Raw genomic sequence first — 14,857 nt, 5'->3', positions numbered from 1 at the left:
ACAAAAAATTGTAATAAAAAGTGATCTTTATCTTGCTTTATTTTTCCAATAATAAATTGGAACCAAACAAAGCGTCGAAACAATACAAATCACGATCAAATAGCGATAGTATCCAAGCCAATCACCGATCACACCACTGAACAAATAGAGTAATCCGCTCACCGTTGCCATGATAGAGACTTGGAAAGTAAAGTCTGTTGCTGCAAATTTCTTACGGCTGTACTGCATGATCAGTGTCAGCATCACCACCAATAACATCGCTGAAAAGGCATCTTCTAATGCATTCACGACATAAAGCCAGATTGGTGTAATGTGATTCTGGGTTTCATAATGATAAGCGAGAACTGTATATCCCCCTAAACTCATAATTTTCAGGAAGGAAAACACAATTAGGCACTGTACTCTGGAATAATGCTTCAACAATAAGCCTGCAATGCCAGCACCTAACAATGCAGCCACAGCACCAAACATGGTAATAAACACACCAATCTGAGTGAAATTCAGTCCCATATCCACCATCAATGGTTTCAATAAAGGTCCTGCTAGACCATCAGCCACTTTAAAACTGATCAATACTAACAGCCATACTTTTAACTCTTGAGAGGATTGAAAATAATTTAAATAGGCTTTAATTGCCTGAGTAAAGGATTGGGTATTTGCTTTATTTAGTGTCTCTTTGCTTTCATGTTGCGGCTCGGAATAAAACAAAACAGGCAAAGTGTTTAAAAAAACCAAACCTGCCAAAGCCAGAAATGTGCTTTGCCAATTCAGCCAATCCAAACACCACAGTACAGCGCCTCCCCCGACAATAAAACCTAATCGCGATCCAATCACCTGAAAGGTATTGCCCCAATGCTGCTGATCACTTTTGAGTAAATTAACCGCCAAACCATCGGTGGCAATATCTTGAGTTGCGCCAGTTAAATTCATCAACAAGAGTAAGCCAAAAAAAATCAGCAGATAACTCGGTTGATCCAAGGCATCAATAGGGAAAAATGAGAGAATAATCAGAATAACAACGCTGCAAAGTTGCGTCGGAATGATCCAGCTACGGTAGTGCCCAAATCCGGATAAGGCAAAACGATCCACATAAGCGGCCCAAAAAATCTTAATCGACCAAGGCAGCATTAATAAGCCAAAGCCACCAATATGGGCTAAAGACACCCCTTGTGCTCTTAAAATTACAGGCAATGCATGGGTCATAAAACCTACAGGTAAACCCTGCGCCCAATATAAAGAAAACAATAAAATGTAAACCTGTCGAAGATTAAGCATTTAGAGTTTTCCATGGCTGCACAATAAGGTCGTTCAAGTATCCAATCCTTTCATCTGTAAGGCAATAAAATCTTATTTTTTGCCAATGCAGTCGCTGTCATGAGCGTTTAACATGATTATAGTTGTCATTACATATCGTGATTTATGCCACAGCATTTTCCAGATTTACCTCCGTTGGTTCCCCAACGTGGGACTGCTTATAGTCGTGCATTGTGTAAAAAACTTTTTCTCGGTCAAGGCTGGACTGTCGTAGGTGAAATTCCCAATCTACCCAAAGCTGTTGCGATTATCTCGCCGCATACCTCCAACATTGATGGTTGGTATGGCTTTTTAGCCATTGGCGGCTTAGGTCTAAAGATTACCGTCTTGGGTAAAGATAGTCTGTTCAAACCACCATTTCAGCCGTTATTAAATTGGGCTGGGCTGATTCCCGTGCGTCGTGACAGCGCCCATGGTTTGACTGAACAGGTAGTGGCCACGATTCATGCGCACGATAAAATCTGGATCGGCATGGCGCCTGAAGGCACGCGTAAAAAAGCCGAAAAAATGAAAAGTGGCTTTTATCATATCGCGCATGCCGCTGGGATTCCCATCGTGATGTTTGCCTTTGATTACGATCATAAAACCATTTACTGCTTAGGTGCTTTTACTCCGACAGGTCACTATCAACAAGACCTAGAGCAAATCATGCAACGCTATGTCGGACACTTTTCACCAAAGAATCCAGATTGGCTGGCTGAACCCTTACAAAAACTTGTGAAAAAAAACTAGAAAGTTGAGGGCAAATCTGCTCTGATGTGCCCATCTTTTTGTACATTTTATCTGCACCTGATATGAAAATTGCTCGACTGTCTTGTCTCGCTATTGTTAGCTTGGCTTTATTTGGTTGTGATCAAACAGCAAAGAAAACACCCTCTACAACGGCAATTAAAGCGCGTGAACCCGTGATTGCACTCGCCTTAGGCGGTGGTGGTGCCAAGGGCTTTGCCCATATTGGTGTAATCAAGGTGTTAGAGTCTCATGGTATTAAAGCCAAAATCGTGACAGGTACCAGTGCAGGTAGTTTCGTAGGCAGTATTTACGCCAGCGGTCAAACACCTTATCAAATGCAAAATCTGGCTTTAAAACTGCAAGAATCTGATTTGCGTGACTTAACTATAAATAGTCAAGGCATTATTCTCGGACAAAAACTACAGAATTATGTGAATAGCCAAGTCGGCAATAAACCAATTGAACAATTTCCAATTCGATTTGCTGCGGTCGCAACGCGCTTAGATAATGGAAAAAAAGCAGAGTTTATAAAAGGCAATGCAGGTCAAGCCGTACGTGCGTCTTGTAGTATTCCAAACGTGTTTGTCCCTGCGGTGATTGGCAATACCAAATATGTAGATGGTGGCTTAGTCAGCCCCATCCCTGTTAAAACAGCCAAAGATATGGGGGCCGATATTGTGATTGCAGTAGATATCTCTGCACGTCCAGTCGGTGGTAAACCCCTCAGTATGTGGGGCTTATTGGACCAAACTATTAATATTATGGGACAACAAAGTATTAATGAGGAGCTCAATCAAGCCACTGTCGTGATTCAACCTAAAGTTGGTCATCTCGGTGCACTTGATCTTAAATCGAGTAATGAAGCAATTTTAGAAGGTGAAAAAGCAGCTCAAGCCAAGATCACTGCAATTCGAAATGCGATTACGACATTTAAAAACTCTCCTGCTGCCCTTAAGCCTGCACCAAAGTCTAAATTCTAAAACCCTCCTCAAGGGCTGTTGATCTGCATAATGACTTGCAATCCAAGCAAGATTACTCGTGACCATCAGCCCTAAATTCCAAAAAAACAATCTTTGTATATTCATAAAGATAATGATCTGCTAGAGTGCTAAAGGTGAATATTTTTTCACCTCCACTCCGTTTAATGATGCGAGCAAATCTATGGAATTTGTAGTTGAACCTTGGCACTGGTTTGTATTAGGGATTTTACTGATTCTTTCAGAGTTAATTTTGCCTGCTTTTGCTGCATTATGGTTTGGCATAGCAGCAGTCATGGTCTGTATTTTACTGTGGCTTTTCCCAATGATGGGCTTTACAACTCAAGTGATTACTTGGGGAATTTTATCTATTTTATGCACGATTCTTTGGTTCAAATTTATCAAACCTCTCTCCATTGATAAAACCAAAGCAGGACTTCCTCGTGAAGCAACCATTGGTCAAGTGGGTATGGTGATCCAAACTGGACTTGAGCATGGACAAATTATTGTGCGCTTTCCGATGCCTGTTTTAGGTAATGATGAATGGAATTGCCGTTGTACCGTACCTGTACAAGTCGGTGATCGCGTTCGAGTTGTTGATATTTTGGGTAATGATTTAGTCGTTCAACCGCATAGCACGTCATAAACACAAAAGAGGGTTTTCAATGTCTGTCGGTACTATTGTTGTTTTAGCACTTTTAGCTTTTATTGCTATAACCATCTTTAAAGGGGTTCGTATTGTTCCCCAAGGTTATAAATGGATTGTTCAACGTCTGGGTAAATACCATACCACGTTGAATCCTGGTCTCAATTTCGTTATCCCATATGTAGACGAAGTTGCTTATAAAATTACCACCAAAGATATTGTTTTAGATATTCCTTCACAAGAAGTAATTACCCGAGACAATGCCGTACTGGTGATGAATGCCGTAGCTTATATCAACCTGACAACACCAGAAAAAGCGGTGTACGGGATTGAAAACTATACTTGGGCAATTCAAAACCTTGTTCAAACTTCACTGCGTTCAATTGTTGGTGAAATGGATTTGGATGATGCACTTTCTTCACGTGATCACATCAAAGCGAAGTTAAAAGCAGCCATTTCTGATGATATCTCAGATTGGGGTATTACCTTGAAAACGGTTGAAATCCAAGATATTCAGCCATCTCACACCATGCAGGCTGCGATGGAAGCTCAAGCGGCTGCTGAACGTCAACGTCGTGCAACTGTGACTAAAGCTGATGGTGAAAAACAAGCTGCAATTTTAGAAGCAGATGGTCGTTTGGAAGCATCGCGTCGTGATGCAGAAGCGCAAGTTGTTCTTGCGGAATCTTCACAACGTGCGATTGAAATGGTCACTACAGCTGTCGGTGATAAAGAAATCCCTGTTGCTTACTTACTCGGTGAGCAATATGTAAAAGCGATGCAAGATCTTTCTAAATCAAGCAACGCAAAAACTGTGGTACTTCCAGCCGATGTACTCAATGCCATTCGTGGAATTATGGGCAAACACTAAGTCCTGTTTCCAATCAAAATAAAGCAGCGTTATCGCTGCTTTATTTTTTATACATTCTGAATTCGCTTTCGATCTTTAAGTGGGAGTTTTCCCACCACTAAATCATAAGAATCTTTAATCAGGTCTTGCAGCAAATCAGCTGTAATTTCATGACCACTGGCAATTGATATCCAGTGTTTCTTATTCATATGGTAGCCTGCCGAAATTGAAGGATACAGCTCCTGATATTCCAAACTTTTCTCAGGCTCACATTTAATCGTCACCAGTAGCTTGCCCGAATAGGCACCAATCAACATAAATACCTTGTCAAAGACCTTAAATACTTCACAATCTGGGCCAAAAGGCTGTGACTGGATGGAAAAAGCCAGTTGTTGTCCATATTCAAGCGCACATTGTTCTAATTGATCATCATTCATTAAAAGATATCCTATTATTATTAAAATGAATTTTAATATATGACCCTGCTTTTTTCATTTTAGTTGATCATAAAATACTTCGAACTCTACTTCCCCCCCCTTTGCTGATATCCCCTCAGGCTGGTCTGTCTTTATAATGCAACGTTCCCGTCCGTCTTGTTCCACCCATAAACGAATCATTTCACACGCAATCTTTCCATGTTGTGGATAGCTACTTTTTTCATGCAAATTTTGATCCGTAAAAATAGGGGCTTTATCTATAAAAAACCATTCTCGACCCGACGTATCAATTAATAGACATTCGACCCATCCAGGAAAAGATGAATCTACGAACCGAACAATTTGAACATTTACCATGTACATCAAATATGTAACCTAGATTAAATTTCGATAATTAAATCTATCCCATTACTCTAAATAATTAATCAAGAATACATATTTTAAGAAATGAGTATCAACTTTTCCGTGCCAGTAAAAACTGTGAAATTTCGACCAGCTCTTTGGCATCATCACCAAAATAAGCCAAGGCCTCAAAGGCTTGATCATGTAAAGTTTGTGCATAAGCTTGTGCTTGCGCTAAGCCCATCAACGAAGGATAAGTTGATTTCTGAACTTGCTCATCTTTACCCGCAGTCTTGCCTAAAGTCTCAGTGCTTGCCGTCACATCCAAAATATCATCTTGTACTTGGAAGGCTAAACCAATCGTTTGCCCAAATTGGCGTAATTTCGGAATGGCCTGATCAGTTCCATTAAAAATGGTCACTGCACCCATCATGATTGCCGCTTGAATCAAAGCACCTGTTTTATTGCGATGAATGTTTTCCAATTCAGCTTGATCAACTTGTTTTCCTTCCCCTTCGGCCTGTAAATCCAATACCTGACCACAAACCATTCTTGAACTTGCTGTTGCTAAGATTTGCACTTGTTTTAAGACAATGGCAGCTTCAGTACCTTGCCCCTGCTCATCAAACAAACGGCTGCCCAATATTTCAAAAGCCATCGACTGCAAAATATCACCAGCCAATAAAGCAGTATCTTCACCAAATGCGACATGGCAAGTCGGTTGTCCACGACGTAGTAAATCATTGTCCATGCATGGCAAATCATCATGTACCAACGAATAACAGTGAATCAATTCAACTGCAACTGCGGCACGGCGCGCTGCTGCAAAGTTATGATTCGGCTGTAATGACGCTGCTGCATAACAAAGTGCAGGACGAACCCGCTTACCACCTAACATTACGGTATGGTGAACGGCTGCTTTTAAAGGTTCTGGAATTGAAAATGCAGCCAATGCTGTCAATAAATCTTGTTGAATACGTTGTTGAGCTTGTTTTAGAACATCCGCATTAACTTGAGAGATAGATGACACAGTTGTTGCCTCAGGAAATCTGAATTGAAGAGTAAAATGACAAGACTTGTCAGAATAGCCACATCATAACATTATTTATCTCATGAAATTGTGTTTGTATTTTTAATAGATTTAAAATAATAAAGCCTTCAAATGAAGGCTTTACCAATAAAATTCAAAAAGAAAATAAACTAGAAGGTATCACCTGGCACACGAACCCAGCCTTCCATCAGCACACGTGCGCTACGACTCATGATGGCTTTTTTAACAGACCATTTACCATCAATCAATTCAGCTTGAGCACCCACACGTAAAGTTCCAGATGGATGACCGAAACGAACCGCTTCACGCTCACCGCCACCAGCCGCCAAATTCACCAAGGTACCCGGAATAGCGGCTGCTGTACCAATCGCAACAGCAGCAGTTCCCATCATGGCATGGTGTAATTTACCCATCGACAAAGCACGTACCAATAAGTCCACATCAGCCGCTTCAACAGTCTTACCACTTGATGAGGTATAGCTTTTTGGTTGTGATACAAAAGCAATTTTAGGCGTATGCTGACGCGCAGCTGCTTCGGAAATATCTTTAATCAAGCCCATGTGTACTGCACCATAAGCACGGATTTTCTCAAAACGTGCTAAAGCTGCGACATCACCATTAATCTGATCTTGTAATTCTGTCCCTTGATAACCAATATCTTCTGCATTGAGGAAAATGGTCGGAATACCAGCATTGATAAATGTGGCTTGGAATGTACCAATTTCAGGAACAACCAGCTGATCCACAACGTTTCCTGTCGGGAACATATCGCCGCCTTCTTCACCATCATCAGCCGGGTCTAAAAATTCAATCTGAACTTCAGCTGCTGGAAATGTCACACCGTCCAGTTCAAAATCACCTGTTTCCTGAACTTGACCGTTGGTCACAGGAACATGGGCAATAATGGTTTTTTGGATATTCTTCTGCCAGATCCGTACCGTACAAATGCCATTTTCAGGAATACGTGCTGCATCAACCAAACCATTTGAAATGGCAAATGAACCCACTGCTGCGGTTAAGTTGCCACAGTTACCACTCCAGTCGACAAATGGCTGATCAATTGATACTTGACCAAATAGATAATCAACGTCGTGTTCTGGCTCAGAACTTTTTGTCAAAATTACTGTTTTACTGGTGCTTGACGTTGCCCCACCCATACCATCAATCTGTTTGCCATAAGGGTCTGGACTGCCAATCACCCGTAGAAGAAGTTGATCACGTGCTTTGCCCGCTACTTGTGCCGCTTCAGGTAAATCATCCAGTTTGAAAAACACACCTTTACTTGTGCCTCCACGCATATAAGTTGCTGGGACTTTTATTTGCGGTACTGAGCTCATGTCAATGTCTTCCTTTTATCATATTCTTGGTGCAGATCAATTTTGAATCTAAAGGTACTGCACTGCTATTAAAAATACCATACGACCAATGGTTTTGGGATTGGTCATAATGCGTAAAGTCTGCGCATTATAGTGAGTAGATTTCAAGGCTTTCACAATGCCAAAAATACTATTCCATCCGTCGGGAAAAACTTGGGGATTTTTTAACTGTATAAAATTACAGCATATTTCATTTTAATATTCATATAAATATAAGATTTTAAATAACTTTTAAAAACAACTTTCCAGTCATAGCATCGCTGTACTTTTACTAGGCGAAAATGTTTCAATCTATTAGAATAATCCAGTTAATTCCTCGTCGAGCTCAGTCCTTTGAACAACGATTCTTCTCAACTTCAGCGTGGACTAAAAAACCGCCATATCCAACTCATTGCCATGGGTGGAGCGATTGGTACGGGCTTATTTTTAGGTTCTGCGCAAATTATCCAGTCTGCTGGGCCATCTATTATTTTGGGGTATGCGATTGGCGGCTTGATTGTTTTTCTAATCATGCGTCATTTAGGTGAAATGATTGTTGAAGAGCCTGTTGCAGGTTCATTTAGCCATTTTGCTTATAAGTATTGGGGTAAATTTCCAGGCTTTATAACAGGCTGGAACTATTGGGTACTGTATATCCTTGTCGCAATGACTGAGCTAACGGCAGTAGGTAAATACATTAATTACTGGTGGCCACAAATCCCCGCTTGGCAGTCAGTATTGTTCTTCTTTGTCGTGATTACGGCAGTGAACCTGACCAATGTTAAGTTCTATGGTGAATCTGAGTTCTGGTTAGCCATCATCAAGGTGACAGCCGTAGTCGCTATGATCTTATTTGGCTTATTCTTACTCTTCACTGCAGATGCGAACTCAACAGCTTCATTTAGTAACCTGTGGTCACATGGGGGCTTTTTCCCGCATGGCTTCGATGGCTTGTTCTATATGTTGGCTTTCTTGATGTTTGCCTTTGGGGGAATTGAACTGATTGGTATGGCAGCAGCAGAAGCCAAAGATCCAAAGACCACCATTCCTAAAGCGATTAACCAAGTCGTTATTCGTATTTTAGTGTTCTATGTGGGTTCTCTTGCTATTCTCTTGTCACTTGTGCCTTGGAATCAGTTGGATCTCGGTGGCTTAGATAAAAGTCCATTCGTGATGATTTTCAGTCAAATGGGGATTGGTTGGGCAGCACACTTACTTAACTTTATTATCCTAACAGCAGCATTATCCGTATATAACAGCGGAATGTATGCTAATAGTCGTATGGTATTTGGTCTAGCTCAACAAGGTAATGCACCAAAAGTATTTACCAAAACCAATAAACAAGGCGTCCCTGTTCCAGCAGTACTGCTCTCGGCTTTCCTAATCTTTGGTTGTGTATTACTCAACTACTTTGTGCCTGAAGATGCGCTTGGACATTTAATGTATGTGGTTGTTGGTGCGCTTGTTTTAAACTGGGCAATGATTAGTTTGACCCATTTGAAATATAGAAGTCATATCAAAAAAGCTCAAATTAAAACCTCTTATCCTGCTTTGTGGTCTCCATTTAGTAACTATTTGGTATTAGGTTTTATTGCTGTAGTGCTCTATATCATGTGGCAACAAGGCTTTAAAGAATCTGTACTGATGATTCCGATTTGGATCGTATTCATGTTTATTTTCTATAAGTTTTTAAATCGTAAAACTGAAAATTAACAGCTGATCGGTTTCATTAAAAAGTGATTGCTTCTGCAATCACTTTTTGTTTTAGCCATCAAAAATTTTAGTTGTGGTGGCTAAAACATTTCAGGAAATTAAAAAGCTTAACTTTAAATATCCGTTAAAAAAACTAAACAGTATGTTCTGTATATTGGTTGCTATTATCCTCCTATAAAAATTAAGAGGCTAAAATTATTTATGGCAACATCTTATGTAACGATTGGTTGCCCTACTACTGGCGGCGGTCAAGTTATATCAGGTAATAGTATGTTCCAAGTTGAAGGTATTCCCATCGCTTGTGTTGGTGACAAAGCCACATGCCTAAAACATAAGACTCTTGCAACAATCATCACTGGTGATCCTCACATGAATATTTTTTGGCAAACTAGCCGCACGTGTGGGGGACAGTTTATCTTGTGGTTGTAAACTATTGCCAAAGCAAAATCTCGTTGTTCAAGATAATGGTGCTTCAGTTAGATCTATCACATCAAAAAACACTAGATCATTAATCACAGAGTCACAAACAAATAATTTTTATGAAGACAAAGGAAAATACGAAAATTACTATATTGAACGTCAAAAAACTGAATATATTAAATTTAAGACTTTCGTAACGCCTTATGATGAAGACCGAAAAAGCGCCAAGGGCGTTATGTCTCAAGTACTTTCAGGTACAGCAAATTTTGTTTTAGACTATGATTTAACTGGAAAGAAACTGTTTATAAGTGTTTCTATGATTCCACCACGTTTAAAAAATGACGCAACAATTTTTCCTTTTGGAACTATTAATCTTTATCACGAAGGACAGAAAATTAATCAATCGACATTAAAAGTTGGTGGAGGTTTTTGGGATACATCAAGAGATAAACAGCCAGTAGGATCATGCACAATTGAATTACCCGAACCTAACCTACAACCTGTCACAGTTGAATTGACTGCTGGCTACAGAGCAAAATTTGACGTTGGCCTCATTATTCCCATGCCCCCAACTACTACTTTTAAATTTGATCTAAATTCAGCAACTAGGCGAGTAAAATGATTAAAAAGTTTACATTTCCAATATTAATATTCTGTTCTTTTGCCCTGTTAGCATGTAATAACTCAGCAAATAGTATTGAGCCTTCAACTGTCTCAAGTAAAAAAGACAATTTAGAAGTACATAAAAAACTAAATGCCAAAGATCAAGAAATTGTAAATGAGTACAATCAGGCAACTGATCTTATTACAACGGGTGATGTAACAGGGTTTCATAATCAGATCAAAGCACTTATACCCCAAATTAAGACTATCTCAGATGATAAGCAGCGCAATTTAATTTTAATGAATGTTTATACTCAGTTGGAAATGAATCAAGATGCTTTTGATCTTAATGAAAAGCTATTAAAAAAGAATCCATCATCGGATAAGCAAGAATTTCAGTGCTTCCTTTTAAAGCAACTCAATAAAAAAGAAGATCTACCTACATGTTATGAAACTGCGGCAGGATTATTAAAAAAAGAGCTTAGCCATCCTGAAGCCAAAAAAGATCCAGACTATCCATATTCACAATGGTCATATTACTTCTACATGTATCAAGCAGGCCATACTGAATACAAAGAGAAAATGCTAAATCTCATCCAATCTACGTCGGATACTAAAATTAAATCTAATTTACAAACCACATTTGATGATGAGATCCTAAATAAATAAGGCGTAAAAAATGCCAACTCTTCAGAATTGGTATTTTCTCTTTAACAGCTGATCGGTTTCATTAAAAAGTGATTGCTTCTGCAATCACTTTTTTGTTTATAATCATTAAATTATGCGCTTATAGCTTAACTGGATAGAGCAGTTGCCTCCTAAGCGACCGACGTGGGTTCGAGTCCCGCTGAGCGCATACTCCATTGTTTCACAACGAGCTGTTAAATATCCCAGTTCTTTTCAATGGCCGTAATCTGACTATATACACTTTGGTACTCTGCCTGCTTTACCGTACACCAAAGCTCAACAAAGGCTTTGCCTAGATATTCAGTTAACAATTGATTGGCTTTGAATAATTTCAGTGCTTGCATTTGCTCAGTTGGTAATAGCACATGCTCACTTTTAAGTTTTAATTGATGTGCTTGCTTAGGAATATCCAATTGATGTGTTAGACCATGCAAAGTACCTATCAAAATTGTAGCGACTGCCAAATAAGGATTACAGTCTGCCCCTGCCACACGATATTCCAGTCTCTGATTTTCTTGATCTGAGCACGGAATACGAATCGCAACATTCCGATTATTCACCCCCCAATTGGCTTCAAGTGGCACGTGATGACCTAACTTAAAGCGTCTAAAAGAGTTTAGGTTTGGTGCTAAAATTGCCATCGAATCTGGCATCAATAATAACAATCCACTCACTGCTTTTAATAATGCATCAGCGATATTGCCTTGTGACGAGCTAAAAATATTTTGCTGATTGTGATCTAAAAGACTCATATGGAAATGCATGCCACTGCCCGCTTTGTGCATATCAGGCTTAGCAAGGAAGTTCGCACGTAGACCATGCTTATTCGCAACAAGTTTGATGGTTCTTTTCAGCAACATAATCTGATCGCATAAAGTCAAAACATCCGTTATATGTTGCAGATTAATCTCATACTGGCCTGAAGATGATTCGGAAACGATTCCTGTAATGTGAATGCGCTGTCGCTTTGCGATCGCTTCAATCTCATTCAGAATATTTTGATAATGATCAGAGGTATTAATATCAAAACACTGCGTCATCGTTTCTTCAACATTACCTGTCTCACTTAAAGGATGTAAGTAGAACTCTATTTCTGCTGCGATGCAGGGATAATAATTTTTGTCATGAAGTTGATAGAGGACTTTTTTCAGCACATTTCTAGGTTCATACACACAATCTGTTCCATGATCGTCTTTCATACTAAGAAGCAACTGTGCATTGTGCTCGGAATCGATGGGATGAGGTTGTAAAGACCCTAAAATAGGTCCGCATAAATGATCTGGCTCTCCAATATATTTACCAAGTCCTGTCTCCTCAATAACCTTACCATCCAAACTCATGGCGTAAACTGACAATGGAAAATAACAGCCTTTGGTCAGATTTCTTAAGCACCCGATATCAATTCTTTTGCCACGTAAGTGCCCGTTTAAATCACATAAGTACACATCAACATGTTGGGTATTGGGATACTGTTTTAGATAAGCTTCAACTTCTTCTATAAATCGTTTTTTTTGCGTAACACCGTCAACATCATTTTTCAAAGCCGCGGTATGAATATACTTTTTAAACACAGATGGACGATTGATCTCAACAAGTACAGCACTCATCGCTGAAAGCTCAAGTTATATAGATAGATTTAGCTTAGTTAAAGCTTGGTTAGAAGTAACGTAAACAGTGCGTAAACTCTTGGGGTAATCGAATAAATTTCTTATAACTCGGGCAATAAAAAACGGAGTCATGCTCCGTTTTTTATTAGGTTGAAATCTTTAATCCGCAATGCGAATGATTTTCAACCTTCTGACTTTGATTGCCAATTCTTTTAAAACATAATTGATAGATACAACCAACATAAAACCAATTACAAACGAACCAATCACATCAAACGGAAAATGGACCCCGACAAAAACCCGTGAGAGACCAACAATCACACTCAGGATCAAACCGATAATTCCAATTTTTTTAAACCCAGCCATCAAATAAGAAAATGAAATAATAACAATGGTTAGGGTATGTTGGCTTGGGAAGGATGAGCTAGAACCATGACCAATCAATTTATGACCTAAATCCAGCTGAAATGGGCGCGGATGATGATAAAAGAATTCAATAATGTCGCTTAGAAGTAAAGAAAGCAGAACAATGACCAATGTTTTTGCAAACAACAGGTTATAGATTTTCCATTGCGTGACCAACAAAAATACAAGAAAACTGATAAACACAGTGTTGAGATCATCGGCTAGAAAAATCGCGACCTTGTCTAATACTGCATGTTCCTTTGCAAATGAATTTATACTATTAAACAAAGAGATATTTAATTCTTTAAAAATCATTTCCTTTTCTATCCACACTATCCATGAAGATCAATGCGCTCAATATACAGGAGAATAATGAAGAAATTATTAATAATTTTTATATTTTATTATTCACATACTCTAAAAGGAATTAAGTCATGCATTGCTTCATCAGCGAGCAAAATCCTTCAAATAAAACCATCAATAAATAGGACAAAGTTATCCTATTTATTGATGTTAATTCACTGAAATTTAGAACTTAAATTCTAAACCCGTACCCGCAATCGGTTGCTTGTCTTTAGCACTTGCCTGCTCGAATGTTGAGTATCCAGCATAGCCATAGACTTTCACTTGTTTATTAAATGAATAGTCGGTACCAAGTAATAATTGATTGGCATCGAAATCCGCCTTATTGCTTTTAAAGCTGGTGCTATTTTGACTATATTGTGCTTTCACCGTCCATTTTGACTGATTTGGTAATTTGTATTCCGCACCAATGAGCCAGCCTTGTGAATCATCAATATTACGAATAAATCCTTCTGGATCTAAAGTTGTTGGATCAACAACTTTATTGCCTGGCTTATCTACAATCTTTGATGTCTGATAAAGAGCCTTGATGGCAAGTCCTTCAATTGGTGTCAAACGACCAATCACACGCACGGTATTCGCAGCAGCAAACACTTCATCCACTTGCGTTTCAGTCTCAGCTGCATTTAATAACCCATGCCCCAAGAAATCACTTGGAATGGCTTTGTCATAGCCAACACCCACTAAGAATACAGGATGACTATAACTGAGCGATGCAGACCATGCATCCCCTAAGCCACGCCCTGCAGTATTCACCCCACCGCGTTTATCATCTTCAATCCCACGACTTTCACCTGTTGCAAGCAAGACACTTGCTTCTAAATTACCGTCATTCAAAGCAATTTCAGGAGAATCATATACCACTGCATTATTGACACGGTTTTCGCCCGCCATAATGCCCGTGATATCTGCTTTATTACTAATATAGTTATTAAAACTATCAACAGGACTGGATAAATCTTTTAGCGGTGTATTATGTTTACCAATTTTAACTGTACCAAAACGATCATCTTTTAATCCGACAAAACGATTACGTTGCGACCAATCAGTTTTGTCGCCATCTGCATAAAATGCCCATTCTGCTAAATAAACCGCACTTAAGTTTTCGGTTAATTTTTCTTCACCTTTAATTCCAACAAATGAACTGTTGCTATTTACTTTCCAAACATCATGATCTGCCGAATTTGCATTTTTTTCTGGTAGATAATCAATACTTGCATCAATTTCTCCATAAAATTTTGGTGCTGCAAATGCAGAACAAGTTGCAATACTCATCATTGTTGCGAGTGCAAGTTTCATCTTCATTGTTATGTTCCTAACCATCTAAAAAAGTGTAAAAAAACTCTATTTCGCTG

13 protein-coding genes, 1 tRNA gene and 1 pseudogene are annotated in these 14,857 nt (G+C 39.1%); 8 read left to right on the top strand and 7 right to left on the bottom strand.

Going from position 1 to position 14,857, the window contains the following annotated elements; genetic code table 11:
- Nucleotides 1-27: 27 nt before the first annotated feature.
- Nucleotides 28-1,275, bottom strand: a complete 1,248-nt coding sequence (locus FPL17_RS18310) for an MFS transporter (RefSeq protein WP_159886670.1) — start codon at nucleotides 1,273-1,275, stop codon at nucleotides 28-30.
- Nucleotides 1,276-1,419: 144 nt separating this feature from the next.
- On the opposite strand from FPL17_RS18310, the gene FPL17_RS18305 reads away from it, so the two are divergent.
- The 4 genes from FPL17_RS18305 (at nucleotide 1,420) to FPL17_RS18290 (ending at nucleotide 4,540) form a co-directional block, all read left to right on the top strand.
- On the top strand, nucleotides 1,420-2,046 hold the full coding sequence (locus FPL17_RS18305; RefSeq protein WP_005192690.1) for a lysophospholipid acyltransferase family protein: 627 nt from the start codon (nucleotides 1,420-1,422) through the stop codon (nucleotides 2,044-2,046).
- A 62-nt stretch (nucleotides 2,047-2,108) separates the two neighbouring features.
- Nucleotides 2,109-3,026, top strand: coding sequence for a patatin-like phospholipase family protein (locus tag FPL17_RS18300; RefSeq protein ID WP_005192692.1), 918 nt, complete (start codon nucleotides 2,109-2,111; stop codon nucleotides 3,024-3,026).
- Nucleotides 3,027-3,207: 181 nt separating this feature from the next.
- Nucleotides 3,208-3,669 carry an NfeD family protein gene (locus FPL17_RS18295; RefSeq protein WP_005192694.1) on the top strand — a complete coding sequence of 154 codons (462 nt, stop codon included), beginning with the start codon at nucleotides 3,208-3,210 and terminating at the stop codon, nucleotides 3,667-3,669.
- 19 nt (nucleotides 3,670-3,688) lie between these two features.
- Nucleotides 3,689-4,540, top strand: a complete 852-nt coding sequence (locus FPL17_RS18290; RefSeq protein WP_005150204.1) for an SPFH domain-containing protein — start codon at nucleotides 3,689-3,691, stop codon at nucleotides 4,538-4,540.
- Nucleotides 4,541-4,587: 47 nt separating this feature from the next.
- Here the strand turns inward: FPL17_RS18290 and FPL17_RS18285 are convergent, their stop codons facing one another.
- From FPL17_RS18285 to prpF, 3 genes are all read right to left on the bottom strand, one after another.
- On the bottom strand, nucleotides 4,588-4,956 hold the full coding sequence (locus FPL17_RS18285; protein WP_005192697.1) for an MmcQ/YjbR family DNA-binding protein: 369 nt from the start codon (nucleotides 4,954-4,956) through the stop codon (nucleotides 4,588-4,590).
- Between the two features lie 454 nt (nucleotides 4,957-5,410).
- Nucleotides 5,411-6,328 (bottom strand): polyprenyl synthetase family protein, encoded by a 918-nt coding sequence (locus FPL17_RS18275; protein ID WP_159886668.1) that lies wholly within the window; start codon nucleotides 6,326-6,328, stop codon nucleotides 5,411-5,413.
- 170 nt (nucleotides 6,329-6,498) lie between these two features.
- Nucleotides 6,499-7,686 carry a 2-methylaconitate cis-trans isomerase PrpF gene (gene prpF, locus FPL17_RS18270; RefSeq protein ID WP_159886666.1) on the bottom strand — a complete coding sequence of 396 codons (1,188 nt, stop codon included), beginning with the start codon at nucleotides 7,684-7,686 and terminating at the stop codon, nucleotides 6,499-6,501.
- 372 nt (nucleotides 7,687-8,058) lie between these two features.
- Between prpF and FPL17_RS18265 the strand changes: the two genes are divergently transcribed.
- The 4 genes and pseudogenes from FPL17_RS18265 to FPL17_RS18250 all read left to right on the top strand — a co-directional run bounded on the left by FPL17_RS18265 (nucleotide 8,059) and on the right by FPL17_RS18250 (nucleotide 11,296).
- Nucleotides 8,059-9,417 carry an amino acid permease gene (locus FPL17_RS18265; RefSeq protein WP_005192701.1) on the top strand — a complete coding sequence of 453 codons (1,359 nt, stop codon included), beginning with the start codon at nucleotides 8,059-8,061 and terminating at the stop codon, nucleotides 9,415-9,417.
- A 201-nt stretch (nucleotides 9,418-9,618) separates the two neighbouring features.
- A pseudogene (locus FPL17_RS18260) lies at nucleotides 9,619-10,459 on the top strand (PAAR domain-containing protein).
- Nucleotides 10,456-11,109, top strand: a complete 654-nt coding sequence (locus tag FPL17_RS18255) for a hypothetical protein (RefSeq protein ID WP_159886664.1) — start codon at nucleotides 10,456-10,458, stop codon at nucleotides 11,107-11,109. Before FPL17_RS18260 ends, FPL17_RS18255 begins: the two are co-directional and overlap by 4 nt.
- Before the next feature lie 114 nt (nucleotides 11,110-11,223).
- Nucleotides 11,224-11,296: transfer RNA gene (locus FPL17_RS18250), tRNA-Arg, on the top strand.
- A gap of 25 nt (nucleotides 11,297-11,321) precedes the next feature.
- Here the strand turns inward: FPL17_RS18250 and FPL17_RS18245 are convergent.
- The 3 genes from FPL17_RS18245 to FPL17_RS18235 form a co-directional block, all read right to left on the bottom strand.
- Nucleotides 11,322-12,734, bottom strand: coding sequence for a glutamine synthetase family protein (locus tag FPL17_RS18245; protein ID WP_159886662.1), 1,413 nt, complete (start codon nucleotides 12,732-12,734; stop codon nucleotides 11,322-11,324).
- A gap of 159 nt (nucleotides 12,735-12,893) precedes the next feature.
- Entirely contained in the window at nucleotides 12,894-13,454 is a 561-nt protein-coding gene (locus FPL17_RS18240) for a phosphatase PAP2 family protein (RefSeq protein WP_159886660.1), read from the bottom strand.
- Nucleotides 13,455-13,667: 213 nt separating this feature from the next.
- A complete protein-coding gene (locus FPL17_RS18235) occupies nucleotides 13,668-14,807 on the bottom strand; it encodes a porin (RefSeq protein WP_159886658.1) in 1,140 nt (379 codons plus the stop codon).
- Nucleotides 14,808-14,857 lie beyond the last annotated feature (50 nt).

Origin of the sequence: Acinetobacter dispersus (genome assembly GCF_009884975.1) — a bacterium.
GTDB classification, from domain to species: domain Bacteria; phylum Pseudomonadota; class Gammaproteobacteria; order Pseudomonadales; family Moraxellaceae; genus Acinetobacter; species Acinetobacter dispersus.
This window is presented reverse-complemented; position numbering and strand designations above follow the sequence as displayed.